Source organism: Escherichia sp. TW09308, assembly GCF_000208565.1.
Taxonomy (GTDB): Bacteria; Pseudomonadota; Gammaproteobacteria; order Enterobacterales; family Enterobacteriaceae; genus Escherichia; species Escherichia marmotae.
In genome coordinates this window covers 3,801,144-3,820,759 of record NZ_AEME01000001.1, presented here as the reverse complement: position 1 = coordinate 3,820,759, position 19,616 = coordinate 3,801,144, and the positions used below count along the sequence as shown (strand labels likewise).

Sequence of the window (19,616 nt, the reverse complement as noted above, 5' to 3'; positions counted from 1 at the left end):
AACTAAGCCGACATAATTGTGGATAAGGCAGATTGGGACTGCTGTAACTCCCCGTAAAAAGAGCCAAATAAACCGGGGCGCACTTCCCAATTTTCTGTGTATAACCTGTTCTTAAAAATATGGAGCGATCATGACACCGCATGTGATGAAACGAGACGGCTGCAAAGTGCCGTTTAAATCAGAGCGCATCAAAGAAGCTATTCTGCGTGCAGCTAAAGCAGCGGAAGTCGATGATGCAGATTATTGTGCCACTGTTGCCGCTGTCGTCAGCGAGCAAATGCAAGGCCGCACCCAGGTCGATATCAACGAAATCCAGACTGCAGTTGAAAACCAGCTCATGTCTGGCCCGTACAAACAACTGGCTCGTGCTTACATCGAGTACCGTCATGATCGCGACATTGAACGTGAAAAACGCGGTCGCCTGAACCAGGAGATCCGTGGCCTGGTCGAGCAGACCAACTCTTCGTTGCTCAATGAAAACGCCAACAAAGACAGCAAGGTGATTCCGACCCAGCGCGACCTGCTGGCCGGGATTGTTGCTAAACACTATGCACGCCAGCATTTGCTGCCGCGTGACGTGGTTCAGGCGCATGAGCGTGGCGATATTCACTACCACGATCTCGATTACTCGCCGTTCTTCCCGATGTTCAACTGCATGTTGATCGACCTGAAAGGTATGTTGACCCAGGGCTTTAAGATGGGGAACGCCGAGATTGAACCGCCGAAGTCGATCTCTACGGCAACCGCAGTAACTGCACAGATTATCGCCCAGGTTGCCAGCCATATTTATGGCGGCACCACCATTAACCGTATCGACGAAGTTCTGGCACCGTTCGTCACTGCCAGCTACAACAAGCACCGTAAAACAGCGGAAGAGTGGAGCATTCCAGACGCTGAAGGCTACGCCAACTCTCGTACCATCAAAGAGTGCTACGACGCGTTCCAGTCGCTGGAATATGAAGTGAATACCCTGCACACAGCCAACGGTCAGACGCCGTTTGTCACCTTTGGCTTTGGTCTGGGTACTAGCTGGGAGTCGCGTCTGATTCAGGAATCTATCCTGCGTAACCGTATCGCGGGCCTCGGTAAAAACCGTAAAACTGCCGTGTTCCCGAAACTGGTGTTTGCGATCCGCGATGGCCTGAACCATAAAAAAGGCGATCCGAACTACGACATCAAACAACTGGCACTGGAGTGTGCAAGCAAGCGCATGTATCCAGACATTCTGAACTACGATCAGGTGGTTAAAGTTACCGGGTCGTTTAAAACGCCAATGGGTTGCCGCAGCTTCCTCGGCGTGTGGGAAAACGAAAACGGCGAGCAGATCCACGATGGACGTAACAACCTCGGCGTAATCAGCCTTAACCTGCCGCGTATTGCGCTGGAAGCAAAAGGTGATGAAGCCACCTTCTGGAAGCTGCTGGATGAACGCCTGGTGCTGGCGCGTAAGGCGCTGATGACCCGTATCGCCCGTCTGGAAGGCGTGAAAGCGCGCGTGGCTCCAATCCTCTATATGGAAGGTGCCTGTGGAGTACGTCTGAATGCTGATGACGACGTTTCTGAAATCTTCAAAAACGGTCGTGCATCGATTTCGCTGGGTTATATCGGGATCCACGAAACGATTAATGCGCTGTTCGGCGGCGAACATGTTTACGACAACGAGCAACTGCGTGCGAAAGGTATTGCTATTGTTGAACGTCTGCGTCAGGCGGTGGATCAGTGGAAAGAAGAAACCGGCTACGGTTTCAGCCTCTACAGTACGCCGAGTGAAAACCTGTGCGATCGCTTCTGTCGTCTTGATACTGCGGAGTTTGGCGTGGTGCCGGGCGTGACCGATAAAGGTTACTACACCAACAGTTTCCACCTCGATGTTGAGAAGAAGGTTAACCCGTACGACAAGATCGACTTTGAAGCGCCTTATCCGCCGCTGGCGAACGGTGGCTTCATTTGCTACGGCGAGTATCCAAATATTCAGCACAACCTGAAGGCGCTGGAAGATGTCTGGGATTACAGCTATCAGCATGTGCCGTATTACGGCACCAACACGCCGATCGATGAATGCTACGAATGTGGCTTTACCGGTGAGTTTGAGTGCACCAGCAAAGGCTTTACCTGCCCGAAATGTGGTAACCATGACACCTCCCGTGTGTCGGTGACTCGCCGCGTGTGCGGGTATTTAGGCAGTCCTGATGCGCGTCCGTTTAACGCCGGTAAGCAGGAAGAAGTTAAGCGCCGCGTTAAACATTTGGGCAATGGGCAAATCGGTTGATCTTCACTCTGCGGTAAGCAAATGCCGGATGCGACGCGAAAGCGTCTTATCCGGCCTACACGCGGACTGATAAGCCAGGCAAAAATGAATTACCATCAATACTATCCTGTCGACATCGTTAACGGCCCCGGCACTCGCTGCACCCTGTTTGTCTCCGGGTGCGTCCATGAATGTCCTGGCTGCTATAACAAAAGCACCTGGCGGGTAAATTCCGGTCAACCGTTTACCAAAGAAATGGAAGACCAGATCATCAACGATCTGAACGACACCCGCATCAAACGCCAGGGTATTTCCCTCTCCGGCGGCGACCCGCTACACCCACAAAACGTGCCGGATATTTTAAAACTGGTACAACGCATCCGCGCCGAGTGCCCTGGTAAAGATATCTGGGTATGGACAGGCTATAAACTCGACGAACTCAATGCTGCGCAAATGCAGGTTGTTGACTTGATTAACGTGCTGGTCGACGGCAAATTTGTGCAGGATTTAAAAGATCCGTCCCTGATCTGGCGCGGTAGCAGCAACCAGGTGGTGCATCATTTGCGGTAATCACTCATCCAGCCGTTTATCCGCCTCATCATAAACGGCTGAGTTCTCTCTCTTACCAATAGCTATCACCAACACGAGCAACACGTTATCATTGACCTGATAGACCAGACGATATCCCAGTGTTCGAAGCTTAATTTTGTAGCAGTCCGGCAAATCCCGCAGTTTAGCCGATGGATTGCTCGGCCTTTTCAGCACATTCTCAAGCTTTTTTAAAATTGTTCCCGGACTGCCATGCCCAGCTTTTGCCACTCTTTCAGCGCTCGCGGATCAAAGGCCAGCTCATAGTTCATCCAGTCGGACCTTAATGGCCTCTTGTGGGTTGGCCAGTCGTTCCCTGACAGTGCGTAACAAGGCTTCTTCGCTATCACTGACAGTGAGCGTTTTTACCGGCATTCGCCCATTTTCCGCAACGTACTGAAACAGCAGTCGCACTGCTTCAGTAGGCGTGATATTTAATTTTTCCAGCACCGCATAAGCCTCATTTTTCAGTTTGTCATCCAGGCGGACGTTAAGTGTGGCCATTATGCCTCCGGTAATTACGAAAAGTGTAATGCATTATAGCATTACATATGCATTACATTCATTTATGGAAAACGCCTCGCAAAAATGGGGCTACGCACAAGACAATGGTCGTGTTGAAAGTAAATTCTGCGTGGGATTTATGAAAGGAGAAGAGCGTTGGGCGGTGATGTTTCACCGCCCAATCCAGCATTAACGATACTTCTTGTGATAGGTGTTGCGGGTGGTTTTCAGTTGCTCTGCGGCGGCCTGTGCTTCTTTGACTTTACCTTCGTTCGCCAACTTCAGCGCGTCGTCAATCTGGCCGACCAGAATGTCGAAACCGTGACGGAAATCTTTCATTTCCGGACTGTCTGGCGATTTACCTTCCAGCTTCGGCGGCGTTGCTTTTTGCGCATCCAGCGCCGCGGCGCGCATTTTGGTTAACGCATCTTTGACTTGCGCCGCGTTATCCGCTTTTTCGACCACTTTTAAATTGTCGTTGAGGGTTTCCATATTGCCTTCCAGATCAGCGGAAAACGACGCCGAACTGAATACCAACGAGGAGACTGCAAGAATAGCTAACAGGCTTTTACGCATTGCTCACTTCCTTCCATTTTTCTTATTAAGATTCGGCGCGGCAGGTCGCGCCAGTTTTTTACTGCCCGGCGATTTTCATCTCCGGCAACAGTACAGAACCACACTGTATATTGCTGCGTGTTTCAATATCGTTACCGACGGTGACAATATTGCGCCACATATCTTTTAAATTACCTGCGATGGTGATTTCGCTAACCGGATACTGAATTTCGCCGTTTTCTACCCAGAAACCCGCGGCACCACGGGAATAATCACCGGTAATTGCGCTCACGCCCTGGCCCATCAATTCTGTCACCACCAGCCCGGTGCCCATCTCTTTGAGCATCTGCTCGAAGCTCAGACCTTGCCCGGCAATACGCCAGTTGTGGATACCGCCCGCATGACCGGTACTTTTCAGCCCCAGCTTGCGCGCAGAGTAGGAAGTCAGCAGCCACTGAGTCAGGATGCCATCTTTGATGATATCGCGACGCTCGGTGCGCACACCTTCACTGTCGAATGGCGTGGATGCCAACCCTTTTAGCAGATGCGGGTGTTCTTCAATGGTCAGCCAGTCAGGCAAAATTTGTTTACCGAGCGAGTCGAGCAGAAAAGTCGATTTGCGGTAGACCGCACCACCGGCAATCGCGCCGACCAGATGACCAAACAGCCCCGTGGCAACTTCATTGGCAAAAATTACCGGCGCTTTCATAGTGGAGAGTTTACGCGGTGACAGGCGCGATAAAGTACGGCGGGCGCAGTCTGCCCCGACCCATTCCGGCGTTTGTAGATCGCTCATCGCGCGACCAATGGTGTAGGCATAATCACGCTCCATATCGCCGTTCTCTTCGGCAATCACGCAACTGGAGAGTGAATGGCGCGTTGAACAGTAGCCCTGCAACATGCCGTGGCTGTTACCAAATACTTTTACCCCGTAGTGGCTGTTAAAGCTGCCGCCTTCGGTATTGGTGATGCGTTTGTCCGCCTTTAACGCAGCCTGTTCAGCACGGGCCGCCAGTTCAATGGCTTCATCCGGAGAGACTTCCGCAGGGTGGAACAAGTCGAGATCAGGCGCGTCAAAGGCCAGCAACTCTTTATCTGCCACGCCTGCGTAGGGATCTGGCGAGGTATAACGGGCAATATCCAGCGCCGCCTGTACGGTGCGGGCAATGGCCTGCGGGCTTAAATCGGTGGATGATGCACTACCTTTGCGGTTCTGGTGATAAACGGTGATCCCCAGCGCGCCATCGCTATTGAATTCGACATTCTCCACTTCACCATAACGCGTGCTTACGCTAATGCCGGTGGTCTTGCTGACGGCAACTTCTGCACCGTCCGATTTGCCTGAGGCCAACTCCAGCGCAGTCGAAACTGCTTCTTCCAGAATCTTGCGCTGCGCTTCAACTTGAGAGATTACTTTCATTGCAAGTGCCATAATGTAGAGAGTTTCTCTGAAGTCTAACAGAGAACCGTTTTTCAGTGCGCATCTTAACTGGTAACATTAGCCTCTTTTTTTAAGGAGCCTGACATGACTAAGCAGCCCGAAGACTGGCTCGACGACGTTCCCGGTGATGATATCGAAGACGAAGACGATGAAATTATCTGGGTCAGTAAAAGTGAAATTAAACGCGATGCCGAGGAGTTAAAACGCCTGGGTGCGGAAATTGTAGATCTGGGGAAAAACGCGCTGGATAAGATCCCGCTAGATGCGGATCTGCGCGCAGCTATCGAGTTAGCCCAGCGTATTAAGATGGAAGGCCGCCGCCGCCAGTTGCAGCTTATCGGTAAGATGCTGCGCCAGCGCGATGTAGAACCGATCCGTCAGGCGCTGGATAAGCTGAAAAACCGCCACAACCAGCAGGTTGTGCTGTTCCATAAACTGGAAAACCTGCGCGATCGTTTGATCGACCACGGTGATGATGCCATCGCTGAGGTATTGAACTTGTGGCCAGATGCCGATCGTCAGCAATTACGTGCTCTGATCCGCAACGCGAAGAAAGAGAAAGAAGGGAACAAGCCGCCGAAATCCGCACGACAGATTTTCCAGTATCTGCGTGAGTTAGCGGAGAACGAAGGGTAAGTTTTGTTGCTGATGTGAGTATGGTTTGCCGGATGCAGTGCACCGCCAGATCTGTAGGCCTGATAAGACGCGTCAAGCGTCGCATCAGGCGCTATGCTCAAATGCCGGATGCGGCGTGAACGCCTTATCCGGCCTACAAAAGCACGTTGCCCCTGTAGGCCTTATAAAACGTCTCAGGGTTACTGCGCGGCTTCCGCCTTCTTCGCCAGACCATCCAGCAGTTTCTGATGAATACCACCAAAACCGCCGTTGCTCATCACCAGAATATGGTCGCCAGGCTGGGCGGTTTTCACCACCATATCTGCCAACGCATCGACATCACCACTCCAGTGTGCAGGCTGAATACAGGCTTCCGCCACTTCGGCTACCTGCCACGGAATATGCGCCGGTTGCAACAGGAAGACTTCATCGGCACGACCTAACGACGGTGCTAAATCATCTTTGCAGACGCCCATCTTCATGGTGTTCGAGCGTGGTTCCAGCACGGCAATAATACGCGCCGTACCACCAACTTTACCGCGCAGCGCCGCCAGCGTTGCCAGAATTGCCGTCGGGTGATGGGCAAAATCGTCATATACCGTCACGCCATTTGCTTCACCACGCAGTTCCAGACGACGACGAGCGTTGATAAATGACCCCAGCGCATTAGCAGCATCTGCCGGAGCAACACCAACATGACGGGCCGCAGCAATCGCCATCAGGCCGTTGTGCATGTTATGTTCCCCCACCAGCGACCATTTCACTTCACCCACTTTTTCACCATCCAGCAAAACTTCCCATTCGGAAGCGTCGGTGGTCAGCTTTTTCGCCTGCCAGTGTCCCTGCTCGCCCACCAGCTCCTGCTCGCTCCAGCAGCCCATCGCCATGGTCTGTTTCAGGTTGATGTCGTTTTCCGGCCAGATAATACGGCCCTGCCCCGGAACAATACGTACCAGATGGTGGAACTGTTTCTGGATCGCTTTCAGGTCGTCGAAAATATCGGCGTGATCAAACTCAAGATTATTGAGGATCAGCGTGCGCGGGCAGTAATGAACAAACTTAGAACGTTTGTCAAAGAAGGCGCAGTCATACTCATCCGCTTCGATAACAAAGAAGTCGCTTTCGCCCAGACGCGCCGAAACCTCAAAGTTTCCAGGTACACCGCCGATCACAAAACCCGGTTTATAGCCGCACTGTTCCAGAATCCAGGTCGCCATTCCCGCGGTAGTGGTTTTGCCGTGTGTACCAGCAACGGCCAGAACCCAGCGGTCACGCAGCACAAAATCGTGCAGCCACTGTGGACCTGACATATACGGAATGTTTTTTTCCAGTACCGCTTCCACACACGGATTTCCACGGGTCATGGCATTGCCAATAATCACCAAATCCGGCTGCGGATCGAGCTGGCTGGCATCGAAACCCTGAATCAGTTCAATGCCTTGCTTCTCAAGTAAGGTGCTCATCGGCGGATACACATTGGCGTCCGAACCCGTTACTTCATGGCCCAACTGGCGCGCCAGAATCGCCAGACCACCCATAAACGTGCCACAAATTCCTAAAATATGAATGCGCATACGTCATTATCCTTTTTTAATCTACCGCTCATTTTACGCATATGTCGGGCAAGTGAGAAACGCATTTCAGGATAATCCGTAATTTGCTGGCGCGATTCACCTGAGCGCAACATTCAGATTATTTGTTAAGATTGTTGCGGTCGCTTTACTCCATAAACATTGCAGGGAAAGTTTTATGAAAACGTTAGGTGAATTTATTGTCGAAAAGCAGCACGAGTTTTCTCATGCTACCGGTGAGCTCACTGCTTTGCTGTCGGCAATAAAACTGGGCGCCAAGATTATCCATAGAGATATCAACAAAGCCGGACTGGTTGATATCCTGGGTGCCAGCGGTGCTGAGAATGTGCAGGGCGAGGTGCAACAAAAACTCGACCTGTTCGCTAATGAAAAACTGAAAGCCGCATTGAAAGCGCGCGATATCGTTGCGGGCATTGCATCTGAAGAAGAGGATGGGATTGTCGTCTTTGATGGGTGTGAACACGCAAAATACGTTGTGCTGATGGACCCCCTGGATGGCTCGTCCAACATCGATGTTAACGTCTCTGTCGGTACTATATTCTCCATCTACCGCCGCGTCACGCCTGTTGGTACGCCGGTAACGGAAGAGGATTTCCTCCAGCCTGGTAATAAACAGGTTGCCGCAGGTTACGTGGTATACGGCTCCTCTACCATGCTGGTTTACACCACTGGCTGCGGCGTCCACGCCTTTACTTATGATCCGTCACTCGGCGTTTTCTGTCTGTGTCAGGAAAAAATGCGTTTCCCGGAGAAAGGCTCAACCTACTCCATCAACGAAGGAAACTACATTAAGTTTCCTAACGGCGTGAAGAAGTACATTAAATTCTGCCAGGAAGAAGATAAGTCCACCAACCGCCCGTACACCTCACGTTATATCGGTTCACTGGTCGCGGATTTCCACCGTAACCTGCTGAAAGGCGGCATTTATCTCTATCCAAGCACCGCAAGTCACCCGGACGGTAAACTGCGTTTGCTGTATGAATGCAACCCAATGGCATTCCTGGCGGAACAAGCAGGCGGTAAAGCGAGCGATGGCAAAGAGCGTATTCTGGATATCATCCCGGAAACCCTGCATCAGCGCCGTTCGTTCTTCGTCGGCAATGACCATATGGTTGAAGATGTCGAACGCTTTATCCGTGAGTTCCCGGACGCGTAATGGTCTAAAAACGCCGGAGCAGTCCGGCGTTTTTGCGTTTTAATTAACAAAAGTTAATTTGACGCGTTTAGAGACACGGAAATAGGGAACCCAGATAGCCAGATGAATGATATTTTTCAGCACACCCCATGCGTCTGAAAGATCAATTGTGGCATGAAGAAATTGTACTGCTCCCCAAATATCAGCAACATTCAATGCGAAGAGCGCCAGAAGAAGGGCAATATAGTAGTGAGGAAGCTGGCGTTTCTTATTAAAAAACAAAAAAGTAGTATAACTCACCAACAGAAATATCGTGGCACATCCGACCACTTCCAGATAAAGCAGAGTTCTGAGCGGTTCTTCCTGACTGCCCTGAGCAAGCCCCCATGTTCGTACAAAAGAATAAATGCTCGAAATAATCACCAGCACTAAAGAAATAGCAGGTAAATACAGCCAACCTCCAATCCCCGTAAGCTTTTTATCAGCACAACCTTTACAATAATCGTCAGGTGGTAAAACAGCTACTCCACAACTTTTGCATGTTGTACTTAAATCCTCGCCTTCCTTTGCCCACATAAAAATATCCTTGTATATCAGTAAATTTACTCTTTTATTGTATTTTCCGGACTCACTCTTATTACTGGCGAACTCTGACGGTTCTCCCACAGCACCGTTAACCCACGCTGTAATGCAATGAAAATAAACAGCAAAATGCCGATGGCGATTTTCGTCCACCATGAACTCATCGTGCCGTCAAAGTTTATGTAAGTCTGAATGAGTCCCTGAATCGCTACGCCAAAAAGCGTTCCTAATACTGTCCCAACACCGCCGCTTAAAAGTGTACCGCCAATCACCACGGAGGCGATAGCGTCCAGTTCCACACCTACGCCTGCCAGCGCGTATCCGGCCTGGGTGTAAATAGAGAAGACAATCCCCGCCAGTGTCGCCAGTCCGGTGGAGAGCATATAAATGCGAATAGTGGTGCTGCGAGTAGAAATTCCCATCAGGTTTGCCGAAGTCGCGTTGCCACCAATGGCATATACCTGATTACCAAAACGGGTACGATGTGCGAGGAAAATACCAATAACCACCACCGCAAGCATCAGCAGCCCCATCGCGCTTAAGCGACCACCGCCGGGGATTTTCCACGCCAGGCTTGAGAGCGTTTCATAAATGGGATGGTTAATCGGGATCGACTCTTCCGAAACGAGATAGCTGACGCCGCGCAAAAAGAACATTCCTGCCAGGGTAATGATGAATGCCGGGATCTTCAGCGCGTCGATCAGAAGCCCCATAAATGCGCCGAAGGCACAGCCCATCACCAGTACCAGCGGGAAGGCCAATAGTGGCGAAAAGCCGAAGTCACCAATCACCTTTGCCAGAAACACGCCGGTAAAAGCGATCACCGAACCGACAGAAAGATCGATCCCACCGGAGAGGATCACAAAGGTCATGCCGACAGCGATGATCCCCAGAAAAGCGTTATCAGTCAGGATATTGCAGATCACCCGCGTGGAGGCAAAACCGGGAAACTGCGTCAGACAGTAGATATAGCCCAACACAAAGACGCCGATGGTGATCATCAGTGGCAAGTTACGTTTTATCACGGCTACGCACTCCTTTAATCAGACTGATAAAGCGTTGCGACTGAACAATCAGCACGCAAAGCACCACCACCGCTTTCACCACCTGATTCATCTCCGGCGGAAAGCCCGAGAGCAAAATCCCGGTATTCATTCCCTGAATAATCAGCGCCCCCACCACCGAGAGCAGCAGGTTAAAGCGCCCGCCCATCAGTGATCCACCGCCGATCACCACCGCAAGAATGGCGTCCAGTTCCAGCCATAATCCAGCATTATTGGCGTCGGCACCGCGAATATCCGCCGCCACGATAATGCCCGCAATCGCCGCACACAGCCCGCTCAACACATAGGTGAGCATGACGATGATCCGCGTGTTCACTCCGGCATTTTTCGCTGCCCGAATGTTGATGCCAACAGCTTCAATAAACATCCCCAGCGCCGTTTTGCGAGCCAGCAACCAAAACAGAAGAAGTGTCAGCACTGCAATAATGACCGGCGTTGGCAGGAACAACAGCGATCCGCTGCCGAACCAGGAGAGATCTGGCGAGTTGAAAGTAACGATCTGTCCGGAGGTGATCAGTTGCGCCACGCCGCGCCCGGCAACCATCAGGATCAGAGTGGCGACAAACGGTTGAATTTTGAGGATCGCCACCAGAATGCCATTCCACAATCCAGCCAGAATGCCGGTGCCTAACGCACTGAGTAGCACAATCGGCACGCTATACCCCGCTACCGTCATCGCGGCCGTTGTGGCTCCGGCAATAGCCATCACCGCGCCTACGGAAAGATCGATGCCGCCAGTGGCGATCACCAGCGTCATGCCGATCGCCAGCAGCGCAACGGGAGCCGCGCGGTTAAGGATATCGATGGGACTCCCGAACAGACGCCCATCCTGAAGCACCACCTGCCAGAAATGCGGGGCGACCAGGCTATCGACCAGCAGCACCAGCAATAGCGCTGCCAGTTGCGGCATTCCCGTCGGCCAGCGAAAACGCCTTTTCGACGACGCGGTGTCAGGGAGAGATTGAGGCATCACACTGTTCTCCTTACGCCGCAATGGCGTTCATGATCGCCGGAACGGAAAGCTCTGCCAGCGGGATCTCTGCCACTTGTTTACGATCACGCATGATGATCACCCGATCGGCATAGCCCACCAGTTCTTCCAGTTCCGAGGAGATCACCAGCAGTGCCAGACCATCGGCGCACAGCGTTTCAATCAGGCGGATGATCTCGGCGTGGGCACCAACGTCAATACCGCGCGTTGGCTCGTCGAGAATTAGAAATTGCGGACGAGTCAGCAGCCAGCGTGAAAGCAACACTTTTTGTTGATTACCGCCAGAGAGGAACTCTATCGGCTGTTCCGTAGAAGGGGTGCGAATACCGAGCTGGCGGATAAATCGTTCTGCTATTTCCTGCTGTTCTTTGCGTGAAATCGGTCGCAGCCAGCCGCGCTGGGCTTGTAAGGCAAGGATGATATTTTCCCGTACCGAAGCGGCAGCAATAATGCCATCGGTTTTCCGGTCTTCCGGACAGAAACCAATACCCAGTACCGATGCATGATGCGGCGATCGCAGGGTTTGCGGTTTACCTTTGATCAACGCTGTGCCGCTGTCGGCGGGTTTGATACCGAAGATCACTTCCGCAGTTTCTGTACGTCCTGATCCCAGCAAACCTGCCAACCCGACGATCTCGCCGGGACGAATTTCCAGATCAAACGGCGCGATCGTCCCTTTCTTGCCGTAATTGTTAAACTCGGCAACAGGTTTGTCGCTCAACAATGTTCGCCCGGCACGCTGTAGCGCATGAGTGTCGAGTTCACGCCCCAGCATCATTTTCACCAGTTCGATCTGCGGAAGCTCGCGGGTTTCCCGACAGCCAACAAAGCTGCCGTTGCGTAAGACGGTGATCCGATCACTGACCTGGTATACCTGATCGAGAAAGTGAGTGACGAAGATCAGGCTGACGCCGCGATCTCGAAGCTGGCGCATCAGGCCAAACAGTAGTTCCACTTCCTGGGTGTCGAGGCTGGCGGTGGGTTCATCAAGGATCAGCACTTTGGCGGAGAGATCGATGGCCCGGCAAATGGCGACGATTTGCTGCATTGCCACCGAAAAACGGTTAAGCGGTTCGCGCACGTCGAGGGAGAAACCGTAGGATGCCATTAACCCGGTTGCGCGCTTTTCCATCTCTTTGCGCCGTAGCAAGCCGAAACGTTTGGGCTCACGGCCGATAAAGAGATTGTCGGCAACCGACATATTGGGTAACAGGTTGACTTCCTGGTAGACGGTGCCGATGCCAAGCTGTTGTGCATGGGCTGTGTTTTTCGGTGAGATGGCCTGGCCTTCCAGCCAGATTGTGCCGCGATCGGCATGGTAAACGCCGGTTAATGCTTTAATCAGCGTCGATTTTCCTGCCCCGTTTTCACCAAGCAGTGCCATAATTTCACCACGACGCAAGCTGAAGTCAACGTTATCTAACGCTTTGACGCCGGGGAAGAATTTGCTTAATCCTTCGGTACGGAGGATTTCCTGGTGTTGGTCGGTAGTCATAGCTCTCCCAGTGTAAAGCGGGCTCCTGGTAGGCCTGATAAGACGCACCAGCGTCGCATCAGGCATCTGCGCACAAATGCCGGATGCGGCGTGAACGCCTTATCCAACCTACCAGTCGGCATCGGTTTGTAGGCCTCAATACCCCATATTTTTCTTCTTCTCTAACTCTTCTTTTGCGGTATCAGGCAGATAAAGGGTGGACTTAGTCAGCGTCAGCTTTTCAGGCATGGTGCCGTCTTTCTTGTATTTCTCCAGCGCGTCGAAAGCTGGGCCTGCCATGTTTGGCGTCAGTTCAACACTGGCATTCGCTTCACCATCAATCATCGCTTTGTAGATATCCGGCACGCCGTCGATAGAGCCTGTCAGAATATCTTTGCCCGGCTTCAGACCCGCTTCTTTAATCGCCTGAATCGCGCCTATTACCATGTCGTCGTTATGGGCGTAAACCATGCAGATATTTTTGCCGTTGTTTTCCGCTTTGATAAAGCTCTCCATAACTTCTTTGCCTTTACTACGGGTGAAATCACCGGATTGCGAGCGGATAATTTTGATATTTGGCGCATTCTTAATAGCTTCGGCAAAACCTTTCTTACGGTCGATGGCAACGCTCGCCCCAACGGTGCCTTGTAACTCAACCACGTTACACGGTTTACCGTTGACCTCTTTCACCAGCCAGTCACCAATCAACTTGCCTTCCAGAATGTTGTCAGCAGTAACGGTCGTCATATAGAGAGATTTGTCTTTCACATCGATGGAACGGTCGAGCAAAAAGACCGGAATTTCGGCATCTTTCGCCTCTTTTAATACTGGTTCCCAGCCCGTCGCCACCACCGGAGCGATAAAGATCGCATCCACACCTTGTGCGACGAAGGAACGTACCGCTTTAATCTGGTTTTCCTGCTTTTGCTGACCATCGGCAATTTTTAGCGTGATACCGCGCTTTTCTGCCTCACTTTTCGCCACGTTGGTTTCTGCGGCACGCCAGCCGGACTCCGATCCGACCTGCGAAAATCCTACGGTTAAGGGAGCGGCCAATGCCATAGACGACATGGCTGCTGAGACCGCAGAGACTACAAGTAAGCGTTTCCACATAGGGTTGTCCTCGTCGGGGTGATTATTATTGTTTAAAAGATGTTCGCGAAAAAACTATAGACAATCGGTCATGTAACAGATTGCGTTACTTCACACTTCAAAAAAGTAAATACATCGTTAATCACAAGTTTGTAATCGCTTTCATCTCGCTATGAAAAATGCGGCTACGGTTATGGATTTTCCTGCTCTGTAAACCGTCTTAAAGCTGGCGAAAAAGGAAAAAGAGGACGAAAACAAGCGAAGACATTCGGCGCGAGTTGGCTATAATACTCGGCACTTGTTTGCCACATATTTTAAAGGAAACAGACATGAGCTTACTCAACGTCCCTGCGGGTAAAGATCTGCCGGAAGACATCTACGTTGTTATTGAGATCCCGGCTAACGCAGATCCGATCAAATACGAAATCGACAAAGAAAGCGGCGCACTGTTCGTTGACCGCTTCATGTCCACCGCAATGTTCTATCCATGCAACTACGGTTACATCAACCACACTCTGTCTCTGGATGGTGATCCGGTTGACGTACTGGTCCCGACTCCGTACCCGCTGCAGCCGGGTTCTGTGATCCGTTGCCGTCCGGTTGGCGTTCTGAAAATGACCGACGAAGCCGGTGAAGATGCAAAACTGATTGCGGTTCCGCACAGCAAGCTGAGCAAAGAATACGATCACATCAAAGACGTTAACGATCTGCCGGAACTGCTGAAAGCGCAGATCGCTCACTTCTTCGAGCACTACAAAGACCTCGAAAAAGGCAAGTGGGTGAAAGTTGAAGGTTGGGAAAACGCTGAAGCCGCTAAAGCTGAAATCGTTGCTTCCTTCGAGCGCGCAAAGAATAAATAAGTTCTTGTATACTCTAAATAATTCAAGTTGCAGGAAGGCGACAAGCGAGTGAATTCCCGGGCACCTACATAAGTAAGTGACTGGGGTGAGCGAACGCAGACACAGTACATGCAACTTGCAGCATGACGAGTATATCGTAATAACCCTGAACACCGGGCTTCGGTTAGTAAGGGTTTTTATTTTATATTGACACCTGTTTTGTCTTGCAAAAAACAACCGAACCCGGTGTTGGTAAGGCACAAAGCCCTTCTTATCACATGAATGGTAGACACGTGTTTGGGTAAGACATAGAGGTTCACCTGAAACCGTCATAATTTCATTCAATGCAGATCACGTTTTTTCTCTATACCGATTGAAAGACAACAACATCACTTAGATAATCTGTCGAAATAACCCATTTCTATGATGGCGTGCTACTGCGAAAGCAGGCAAGACCAAAATAGAAATGCTCTCCCGCCAAGGGGAGCATTTCTATTTTGGTCTTTTTTTTTGCCTCAACCCAGGGAACACTATGAACTATAACGAAACAGCAGACAAAATCCTCCACTCGGTGGGTGGTGCGGAGAATATCCGAATGCTCACCCACTGCGCGACCCGCTTGCGCATGGAGTTTAACGATCGCGCAAAGGTTAACGATACGCAGATTGGCGCTATCCCCGGCGTGATAAGCGTGGTGGAGAAAGGCGGTCAGTTCCAGATTGTTATCGGCAATGAGGTGCAGCAGGTTTATCGCCTGCTCAATAAGGCGCTGCCGGAGAAGAAAGGCCCCTCAAGCGGTGGCAAAAACGCTAAACCCACCGGTATCATCGCACGCATTATCAGCGTGATTTCGACCACCTTCACCCCAGTGATCCCGGCCATTACCGGCGCTGGGATGATCAAGGCACTGCTGGCTATCCTCAAACTAACGGGCGTGATTAGCGAAACCAGTTCAACCTATCAGCTACTCAACATTATTGCCGACGCGGCCTTCTTCTTCCTGCCAGTGCTGCTGGCCTACGGGGCATCGCTGAAATTTGAATGTAACCCGATTCTGGCGATGACCCTCGCGGGCGTACTGCTGCATCCGGGCATCGGCCAGATGCTGGCAGCGGGGAAAGCGGTTGATTTTGTCGGTATCAACGTCCTGCTTTCCGATTACGCCGGGTCAGTGCTGCCGATTATTCTGACGGTCTGGCTGATGTCGTGGGTGGAGCGCTTCGCGGAGAAGGTTTCGCCGTCGATCATTAAGTTCTTTGTTAAGCCGATGCTGATCCTGTTGATCACCGCGCCACTGGCGCTGGTGCTCGTCGGCCCTGCGGGTATTTTGCTTAACGATCTGGTGGCGGCTGGCGCGGGCGCTATTGATCGCCACGCCAGTTGGTTAATTCCGATGCTGATGGGCGCTCTGCAACCCTTCCTGATTATTACCGGCACCGCCTGGGCGATGACGCCAATCGCTACCGGTCAGTTGAGTAAAAACGGTTTTGAGATGATCAACGGACCGGGAATGCTGGCGTCAAACGTGGCAATGGGCGCGGCGACGCTGTGCGTGGCGCTGAAAACCAAAAATAACAACCTGCGCCAGTTGGCCTCATCATCGGGCTTTACCGCGCTGCTGGGGATCACCGAACCGGCACTGTACGGGGTATTACTCAAGTTCCGCCGGGTACTGATTGCCGCGATGATCGGTGGCGGCTGCGCCGGGATTTATGCTGGTGTGAGCGGTCTGGTGCGCTATGCGTTTGTCTCCCCAGGACTTGCGGCGCTGCCGGCGTTTATCGGTGAAAACCCGATGAATATCGTCCATGCGCTAGTGACCTGTGCGATTTCTATCGTAGTAACCTTTGCCCTGACCTGGTTTATCGCCTTTAAAGATACGCCTGAAGAGCAAGAAGAGGTCAGCGAGGCTCCGCAGCCTGTCGTTAGCCCGAAAATTGAGGGTGAGATTGAAGTACTCAGCCCGCTGCGCGGTCAGGTGATGGCGCTGAACGAAGTGAATGATGATGTCTTTTCCGGTGGCCTGCTGGGAGAAGGCGTGGCGATCCAACCACAGGAAGGGGTTCTGCGTGCGCCGTTTAACGGTACTGTAATGATGTTTCTACCTTCCTGCCACGCCGTTGGTTTACAAAGTGAAAGCGGACTTGAGCTGCTGATCCATATCGGTATCGATACCGTTAATCTTAACGGCCAGCACTTTAGCTCATCGCTGAAAGTAGGCGATAAGGTGGAGGTCGGACAGGAGCTAATCCGCTTTGATATCCCCGCCATCGAACAGGCCGGGTATGACCTGATTACCCCGGTGATTGTGGTCAATGGCGACGAGCAGCACTCCCTGCGCCTTACCACCGCCGCGCAGGTCGATTACGGCGAACAACTGATGGTGCAATCCGCTAAGGAGGTGCAGGTATGATTTATCAAAAGAAAACGCAGTTCCCGGACGGTTTTCTGTGGGGCGCGTCCACTTCGGCCTATCAGGTTGAGGGCGCGTGGAATGAAGACGGTAAAGGACCGTCGGTAGTCGACATGCTCAGCCATCCGCCGGGAACGGCTGACTTCCGCATTGCCAGCGATCACTATCATCGCGTGGAGGAAGACGTAGCGCTGATGGCGCAGATGGGGCTGAAGGCCTACCGCTTTTCGGTGGCCTGGTCGCGGGTGATACCTGACGGTGATGGCCCGGTGAATCCGGACGGGTTAGCCTTTTATCACCGCCTGATCGACGCCCTGACACGCCACGGAATAACCCCCATCGTCACGTTGTATCATTTCGACTTGCCCTGGGCTCTGGAGTTGAAAGGCGGCTGGCTGAACCGCAAAACCGGGGAGGCGTTTGTTCGTTACGCCCGTCTGCTGTTCAGCGAGTTTGCCGATAAAGTCCCGCTATGGCTGACGATTAACGAACAGAACACCATGATCCTGCATCCCGGCGCGATTGGCGTACCCGCCAATCGTGAACTGCCGGATAAGAAGGCGCTGTACCAGCAGAATCATCATATGATGCTGGCTCAGGCGCAGATCTTCGCCCTGTGCCACCGCGAATTCCCTGGGCTGCGCATCGGCCCGGCGATAAACACCACTTCGATGTACGCCGAAAGTTGCAAACCGGAAGACGCTATTGCCGCGCATAACTGGGAAACGCTGCGCTGCTGGAGTTTTTTAGATGTAGCGGTACATGGTCGCTACAACGCCCTGGCGTGGGCGTATTTGCAGGATCGCGGCCTCGCGCCGGAAATGCAGCCAGAAGATGCGCTGATTTTGCAGCAGGGGCGGCCGGATTTTATCGCCATTAACTACTACTCAACCGCGACGATTGCTGCCAGCCGGGGCGATGGTGCCGATGTTGCCCCCCGCGCGGGCGATCAACAAATTATGCTGGGCGAAGAGGGCGTTTATCGGCCAGCGGAAAATCCGTGGGTCGGCAAAACGCCTTACGGCTGGGTCGTTGATCCGGTGGGATTGCGCCTGACGCTGCGTAAAGTGTGCGAGCGCTACGGCCTGCCGATTCTGATCAGCGAAAACGGTATGGGCGCACCGGATAAGCTGGAGCATGATGGGACGGTGAATGACGATTACCGTATCGCTTTTCTTGAGGCGCACATTGAGCAAATGCGTCTGGCAATTGCTGACGGCGTCGAGCTGATGGGCTACTGCCCATGGGCAGCAATTGATGTGGTAAGCACTCACCAGGGATACGCTAAGCGCTACGGTTTTATTTATGTCGATCGCGGCGAGGATGATCTGAAGAGTTTGCAAAGGATCCGCAAACGCAGTTTCTGGTGGTATAAGGATGTCATCGCGCAAAACGGTAACCACAACGAGTCTCAGAGATGATTGTTCAGAAGGTGCTCAATAATAGCCTGGTGCTCTCCCTTGATGACGATAACAGGGAAGTTATCGTCATGGGGAAAGGTATTGGCTTCAACAGCAGACCCGGGGACGAGATCGCCCCGGAGCAGATAGAGAAGCTATTTGTAACCCAGACGCTTGACGAACGCAGCGGCTATCTTGAGGCACTTTCCGCTATACCGGATGAAGTCATCGAAATGGCTGCGATGATTATTTCCCGTGCCAACATGCAGCTTTCGAGCAAAGTTCGTGAGCAGATTTTCTTTACCCTTGCCGATCACCTGGCTTTTGCCATCGAGCGCAGCCGCAAAGGGATCACCATTCAAAACCGCCTACTACCGGAGGTCAGGCGGTTTTATCCACAACAGTTCCACATCGCCAGCGAGGCTGTAACCATTATTCGCCAGCAGTACGGTATTGAACTACCGGAAGAGGAAGCCGGGAATATCGCTTTTCATCTTGTGAATGGTCAGAGCGAAGGCGACGACGTAGCGCAAACCATGCAGTCAGTGAAAATGTTGAAGGATATTTTTAATCTCGTGCAGTACCACTTTAAGCAGGAGATCGACACTGAATCGATTAATTACTCACGTTTTCTTATCCATATGCAGTTTTTCCTTCAGCGTTTACAGGAGGGAGAACTGGATAGCTCGCGGGACAGTTTCCTGCTAGTGCAAGTGATTAAAGAGTATCCAGAAGCCTGGCAATGTACGCTACTGATCCGCGATTATATCAAGGTTCAACTCGGTATCACCCTCAGAGGTAACGAACTGCTATGGCTCACAGTCCATCTGGTGAGGATAACTGGACTTGATGCATAAACAGGATGCCTCTAATCGTTTAAATTGACGTATAACATTTGCTTTTGAGAACGCATCTTGCCTGTTCAGAGCCGCTTGCTGGAAATAAGCCGCTCCTGCTCATTCTCACCATTTAAATTGCGAGATGTTTTACCCCTGCGCATTAATGAACACCAGCAGCGTTTTTTATGCGTTAACAGATATAGAAAGCGACTCGGAAGGAAAAGAAACAGGCGGGAAAGTTACA

17 protein-coding genes and 1 pseudogene are annotated in these 19,616 nt (G+C 51.9%); 8 read left to right on the top strand and 10 right to left on the bottom strand.

Features of this window, described 5'->3' with window-relative positions:
* The first annotated feature begins 130 nt into the window (after positions 1–130).
* Positions 131–2,269, top strand: coding sequence for an anaerobic ribonucleoside-triphosphate reductase (gene nrdD, locus ESM_RS0118315; protein WP_000187807.1), 2,139 nt, complete (start codon positions 131–133; stop codon positions 2,267–2,269).
* 84 nt (positions 2,270–2,353) lie between these two features.
* Positions 2,354–2,818, top strand: a complete 465-nt coding sequence (nrdG, locus tag ESM_RS0118310) for an anaerobic ribonucleoside-triphosphate reductase-activating protein (protein WP_001106237.1) — start codon at positions 2,354–2,356, stop codon at positions 2,816–2,818.
* Here nrdG and ESM_RS0118305 read toward each other — a convergent pair.
* From ESM_RS0118305 to pmbA, 4 genes and pseudogenes are all read right to left on the bottom strand, one after another.
* Positions 2,819–3,108 (bottom strand): annotated as a pseudogene (locus tag ESM_RS0118305) (type II toxin-antitoxin system RelE family toxin).
* A complete protein-coding gene (locus tag ESM_RS0118300; protein WP_000212715.1) occupies positions 3,098–3,340 on the bottom strand; it encodes a type II toxin-antitoxin system RelB/DinJ family antitoxin in 243 nt (80 codons plus the stop codon). The pseudogene ESM_RS0118305 and the gene ESM_RS0118300 overlap by 11 nt, the downstream one beginning before the upstream one ends.
* A 189-nt stretch (positions 3,341–3,529) precedes the next feature.
* Positions 3,530–3,916: a cytochrome b562 gene (gene cybC / locus ESM_RS0118290; RefSeq protein WP_001232260.1), complete on the bottom strand. Its 387-nt coding sequence runs from the start codon at positions 3,914–3,916 to the stop codon at positions 3,530–3,532.
* Between the two features lie 58 nt (positions 3,917–3,974).
* Positions 3,975–5,327 (bottom strand): metalloprotease PmbA, encoded by a 1,353-nt coding sequence (gene pmbA, locus ESM_RS0118285; protein WP_001162190.1) that lies wholly within the window; start codon positions 5,325–5,327, stop codon positions 3,975–3,977.
* A gap of 93 nt (positions 5,328–5,420) precedes the next feature.
* Between pmbA and yjgA the strand changes: the two genes are divergently transcribed.
* Positions 5,421–5,972: a ribosome biogenesis factor YjgA gene (yjgA, locus tag ESM_RS0118280; RefSeq protein ID WP_000166266.1), complete on the top strand. Its 552-nt coding sequence runs from the start codon at positions 5,421–5,423 to the stop codon at positions 5,970–5,972.
* Between the two features lie 179 nt (positions 5,973–6,151).
* Here yjgA and mpl read toward each other — a convergent pair whose 3' ends face one another.
* The gene (gene mpl / locus ESM_RS0118275; protein ID WP_001219774.1) at positions 6,152–7,525 is read right to left on the bottom strand and encodes a UDP-N-acetylmuramate:L-alanyl-gamma-D-glutamyl-meso-diaminopimelate ligase; all 1,374 of its coding nucleotides are present in this window, start codon (positions 7,523–7,525) and stop codon (positions 6,152–6,154) included.
* 175 nt (positions 7,526–7,700) lie between these two features.
* Between mpl and fbp the strand changes: the two genes are divergently transcribed.
* Positions 7,701–8,699 (top strand): class 1 fructose-bisphosphatase, encoded by a 999-nt coding sequence (gene fbp, locus ESM_RS0118270; protein ID WP_000853758.1) that lies wholly within the window; start codon positions 7,701–7,703, stop codon positions 8,697–8,699.
* Positions 8,700–8,738: 39 nt separating this feature from the next.
* Here the strand turns inward: fbp and ESM_RS0118265 are convergent, their stop codons facing one another.
* From ESM_RS0118265 to ytfQ, 5 genes are all read right to left on the bottom strand, one after another.
* Complete coding sequence (locus tag ESM_RS0118265; protein ID WP_000263316.1) at positions 8,739–9,254, bottom strand: DUF2569 domain-containing protein; 516 nt, start codon at positions 9,252–9,254, stop codon at positions 8,739–8,741.
* A 26-nt stretch (positions 9,255–9,280) separates the two neighbouring features.
* Positions 9,281–10,285, bottom strand: coding sequence for a galactofuranose ABC transporter, permease protein YjfF (gene yjfF, locus ESM_RS0118260; RefSeq protein WP_000595988.1), 1,005 nt, complete (start codon positions 10,283–10,285; stop codon positions 9,281–9,283).
* The gene (gene ytfT, locus ESM_RS0118255; RefSeq protein WP_001468307.1) at positions 10,272–11,294 is read right to left on the bottom strand and encodes a galactofuranose ABC transporter, ATP-binding protein YtfT; all 1,023 of its coding nucleotides are present in this window, start codon (positions 11,292–11,294) and stop codon (positions 10,272–10,274) included. Before ytfT ends, yjfF begins: the two co-directional genes overlap by 14 nt.
* A 13-nt stretch (positions 11,295–11,307) precedes the next feature.
* On the bottom strand, positions 11,308–12,810 hold the full coding sequence (ytfR, locus tag ESM_RS0118250) for a galactofuranose ABC transporter, ATP-binding protein YtfR (RefSeq protein WP_000205820.1): 1,503 nt from the start codon (positions 12,808–12,810) through the stop codon (positions 11,308–11,310).
* A gap of 135 nt (positions 12,811–12,945) precedes the next feature.
* Positions 12,946–13,902, bottom strand: a complete 957-nt coding sequence (gene ytfQ / locus ESM_RS0118245; RefSeq protein ID WP_000265933.1) for a galactofuranose ABC transporter substrate-binding protein YtfQ — start codon at positions 13,900–13,902, stop codon at positions 12,946–12,948.
* Between the two features lie 308 nt (positions 13,903–14,210).
* Between ytfQ and ppa the strand changes: the two genes are divergently transcribed.
* The 4 genes from ppa to licT all read left to right on the top strand — a co-directional run bounded on the left by ppa (position 14,211) and on the right by licT (position 19,390).
* The gene (gene ppa / locus ESM_RS0118240; RefSeq protein ID WP_000055070.1) at positions 14,211–14,741 is read left to right on the top strand and encodes an inorganic diphosphatase; all 531 of its coding nucleotides are present in this window, start codon (positions 14,211–14,213) and stop codon (positions 14,739–14,741) included.
* A gap of 511 nt (positions 14,742–15,252) precedes the next feature.
* Positions 15,253–17,133, top strand: a complete 1,881-nt coding sequence (locus ESM_RS0118235; protein WP_001108705.1) for a beta-glucoside-specific PTS transporter subunit IIABC — start codon at positions 15,253–15,255, stop codon at positions 17,131–17,133.
* Entirely contained in the window at positions 17,130–18,554 is a 1,425-nt protein-coding gene (locus ESM_RS0118230; protein ID WP_000640262.1) for a glycoside hydrolase family 1 protein, read from the top strand. The genes ESM_RS0118235 and ESM_RS0118230 overlap by 4 nt, the downstream gene beginning before the upstream one ends.
* Positions 18,551–19,390, top strand: a complete 840-nt coding sequence (gene licT / locus ESM_RS0118225) for a BglG family transcription antiterminator LicT (RefSeq protein ID WP_000636962.1) — start codon at positions 18,551–18,553, stop codon at positions 19,388–19,390. The genes ESM_RS0118230 and licT overlap by 4 nt, the downstream gene beginning before the upstream one ends.
* Positions 19,391–19,616 lie beyond the last annotated feature (226 nt).

Excerpts from the sequence above, each read along its gene's own strand:
- nrdD (WP_000187807.1), top strand. The coding sequence starts at position 131 with ATGACACCGCATGTGATGAAACGAGACGGCTGCAAAGTGCCGTTTAAA.
- nrdG (WP_001106237.1), top strand. The coding sequence starts at position 2,354 with ATGAATTACCATCAATACTATCCTGTCGACATCGTTAACGGCCCCGGC.
- ESM_RS0118300 (WP_000212715.1), bottom strand. The coding sequence starts at position 3,340 with ATGGCCACACTTAACGTCCGCCTGGATGACAAACTGAAAAATGAGGCT.
- cybC (WP_001232260.1), bottom strand. The coding sequence starts at position 3,916 with ATGCGTAAAAGCCTGTTAGCTATTCTTGCAGTCTCCTCGTTGGTATTC.
- pmbA (WP_001162190.1), bottom strand. The coding sequence starts at position 5,327 with ATGGCACTTGCAATGAAAGTAATCTCTCAAGTTGAAGCGCAGCGCAAG.
- yjgA (WP_000166266.1), top strand. The coding sequence starts at position 5,421 with ATGACTAAGCAGCCCGAAGACTGGCTCGACGACGTTCCCGGTGATGAT.
- mpl (WP_001219774.1), bottom strand. The coding sequence starts at position 7,525 with ATGCGCATTCATATTTTAGGAATTTGTGGCACGTTTATGGGTGGTCTG.
- fbp (WP_000853758.1), top strand. The coding sequence starts at position 7,701 with ATGAAAACGTTAGGTGAATTTATTGTCGAAAAGCAGCACGAGTTTTCT.
- ESM_RS0118265 (WP_000263316.1), bottom strand. The coding sequence starts at position 9,254 with ATGTGGGCAAAGGAAGGCGAGGATTTAAGTACAACATGCAAAAGTTGT.
- ytfT (WP_001468307.1), bottom strand. The coding sequence starts at position 11,294 with ATGCCTCAATCTCTCCCTGACACCGCGTCGTCGAAAAGGCGTTTTCGC.
- ytfR (WP_000205820.1), bottom strand. The coding sequence starts at position 12,810 with ATGACTACCGACCAACACCAGGAAATCCTCCGTACCGAAGGATTAAGC.
- ytfQ (WP_000265933.1), bottom strand. The coding sequence starts at position 13,902 with ATGTGGAAACGCTTACTTGTAGTCTCTGCGGTCTCAGCAGCCATGTCG.
- ppa (WP_000055070.1), top strand. The coding sequence starts at position 14,211 with ATGAGCTTACTCAACGTCCCTGCGGGTAAAGATCTGCCGGAAGACATC.
- ESM_RS0118235 (WP_001108705.1), top strand. The coding sequence starts at position 15,253 with ATGAACTATAACGAAACAGCAGACAAAATCCTCCACTCGGTGGGTGGT.
- ESM_RS0118230 (WP_000640262.1), top strand. The coding sequence starts at position 17,130 with ATGATTTATCAAAAGAAAACGCAGTTCCCGGACGGTTTTCTGTGGGGC.
- licT (WP_000636962.1), top strand. The coding sequence starts at position 18,551 with ATGATTGTTCAGAAGGTGCTCAATAATAGCCTGGTGCTCTCCCTTGAT.